Consider the following 1472-nt stretch of genomic DNA (forward strand, 5'->3'; position numbering starts at 1 on the left):
GTGAGGCGCGGGGCCCGCGTGCCCCGGGCGCGGGCGGCGGCCCCTACGGCGCGCAGCCCCTCGGCGAGGTCGCCCTCGACGTCGATCTCGCCGGTGACGTACGCCTGGGCGAGGCCGAGTTCGCCGGGCTGCCACAGCAGTCGGCGCAGCGCGCGCCGGGAGCGTACGACGACCACGGGGGTGCCGGGCGGACCGGTCTCGCTGCCGTCCCAGGCGCGCAGCCGGACCGGCAGCCGGGCGCCGACGGCCTCCTCGGCGAGGTCCGCGATCCGGTGGGCGGCACCGGGCCGCTTCGGGGATGTCGTGCTCATGGGGCCGGGTTCTCCTTGGTGAGCAGGTACTGCTGGACGTCGAGGTAGCCGGAGCGGAAACCGGCCTCGGAGTAGGCGAGGTAGAAGGTCCACAGGCGCCGGAAGACCGCGTCGAAGCCGAGGGCGGCGACCTCGTCGGCGCGGTCGGTGAACCGTTCGCGCCACAGCCGCAGGGTCTCGGCGTAGTGCACGCCGAAGGAGTCGCGGCGGGCGACGGCCAGTCCGGTGTGCTCGCGCACGGTCTGCTCGACGGCCTCCGCGGAGGGCAGGAGGCCGCCGGGGAAGACGTACTTCTGGATCCAGGTGTGGGTGTCCCGGGCGGCCAGCATCCGGTCGTGGGGCATGGTGATGGCCTGGAGGGCGGCCCGGCCGCCGGGGGCGAGGCGCGCTTCGAGGGTCCGGAAGTAGACGGGCCAGAACTCGGCACCGACGGCTTCGATCATCTCGACGCTGACGATCGCGTCATAGGTGCCGTGGGCCTCGCGGTAGTCGCGCAGTTCGACGGTGACGCGGTCGCCGAGGCCCGCCTCGCGCACGCGGCGCAGGGCGAGGTCGCGCTGTTCGCGGGAGAGGGTGAGGGAGGTGACGTGGGCGCCCCGGGCGGCGGCGCGCAGGGCGAGTTCGCCCCAGCCGGTGCCGATCTCCAGGAGCCGGGTGCCCTCGCCCACGGCGGCCAGGTCGAGCAGCCGGTCGATCTTGCGGTGCTGGGCGGCGGCGAGCAGGGACCACTCGGCGGGGAAGCCCCGGAAGACGGCGGCGGAGTAGGTGAGGGTGGCGTCCAGGAAGAGGGCGAAGAGGTCGTTGGACAGGTCGTAGTGGTGGCTGATGTTGTCGCGGGCGCCGTCGGCGGTGTTGCGGCGGGCGGCCGGCTGCCTCGGGGCCCACAGTCCGCGCAGGCGTTGCAGCGGGGCCGGGACCAGCTCGGCCGCGTGCGCCGCGAGCACGGTGAGGGCGCCGACCAGGTCGGGGGCCTCCCACTCCCCCGCCATGTACGACTCGCCGAAGCCGATGAGCCCGCCGGTGCCGACGCGGGCGTGGAAGGCGTCGGGGTCGCGGATCTCGATCAGCGGGCCGCCCAGGCCGAGGGTCTCTCCCCCGGCGAGCCTGACGCGCAGGGGCAGTCGGCGCAGCGCGTGGCGTACGACGGCGGCGGCGACGGCC

The 1472-nt window shown here is 75.3% G+C and carries 1 protein-coding gene and 1 pseudogene; both read right to left on the reverse strand.

Annotated elements, in window-relative coordinates; translation table 11 throughout:
- Positions 1–311, reverse strand: a pseudogene (locus GTW40_RS07760) (SAM-dependent methyltransferase); the annotation flags it as partial.
- Positions 308–1472 (reverse strand): cyclopropane-fatty-acyl-phospholipid synthase family protein (locus GTW40_RS07765; protein ID WP_161179413.1); only part of this gene is annotated, 1165 nt, incomplete at its 5' end. The gene GTW40_RS07765 and the pseudogene GTW40_RS07760, both read right to left, overlap by 4 nt.

This window comes from Streptomyces sp. SID4985 (assembly GCF_009863025.1).
Taxonomy (GTDB): domain Bacteria; phylum Actinomycetota; class Actinomycetes; order Streptomycetales; family Streptomycetaceae; genus Streptomyces.